This is a genomic window from Burkholderia sp. A2 (assembly GCF_001729305.1).
GTDB classification, from domain to species: Bacteria; Pseudomonadota; Gammaproteobacteria; order Burkholderiales; family Burkholderiaceae; genus Burkholderia; species Burkholderia sola.
This window is the reverse complement of record NZ_LZXX01000034.1, coordinates 1-761: the sequence shown is the minus strand read 5'-3', so window position 1 is coordinate 761 and position 761 is coordinate 1. Positions and strand designations below refer to the sequence as shown.

Genomic DNA, 761 nt, shown 5'->3' with positions numbered 1-761 from the left:
CGAGCGCGGTCATCTCGTCGCGCTCCTGTTCGGTGATGAAGCCGTCTTCGTAGAGCGGGCAGTGCGGGCCGATGTTGCCGATCCCGACGAACGCGACGTCGGCCTCGCCCGACAGCGCCTCGACGATCCGGTACAGCCGGTGGTTGCACCACTGCGCGCGCTCGGCGTCGCTGTCGGCGAACAGCGGCGCGGGCAGCAGGAAATGCTTGCTGCCGGTTTTTTCGGAGATGTACTGCGCGACGTCGTAGCGGTTCGACGAACCGTCGGCCGCGATCGCGCCGACCATCGACACGAGCCGGTGCTGCGGGCGGTCGATCTGCGCGATCTGCGCGACCGCGGCCTTCAGCGTCCGGCCGCTGCTGACCGCGATTACCATCGGCCGCGTTTCGTTCAGGTAGCGCTCCATCACCTGCGCGCCGGCGACCGCGAGCTTGCGGTCGATCGCGTCGGGCGCATCGGCGTCGACGGGGACGACTTCGCACATCGCGAGGCCGTAGCGTTTCGACAGCTGCGCGCCGAGATCGAGACAGTCGGCGAGCCGGTGGTCGACGCGCACGCGGATCAGGTTCTTCTCGACCGCGAACGCGACGAGGCGCTGCGCGACGGGGCGCGACACCTGCAGCTTCTCGGCGATTTCGTTCTGCGTGTCGCCCGCGACGTAATAGAGCCACGCGGCGCGCGTGGCGAGATCGAGTTTTTCTGAGGACTTGGACACGATAGCGATTCGGTTCGGAGCTGGGGGGCCGCCCGCGGGCCGGCCG

At 68.7% G+C, this 761-nt stretch carries 1 protein-coding gene; it reads right to left on the bottom strand.

All coding sequences use genetic code 11. The annotated features are described in order from the left end of the window. On the bottom strand, positions 1 to 724 hold a 724-nt coding region (locus tag A9Z05_RS03275), incomplete at its 3' end, for a sugar-binding transcriptional regulator (protein WP_371090559.1). Positions 725 to 761: the final 37 nt, after the last annotated feature.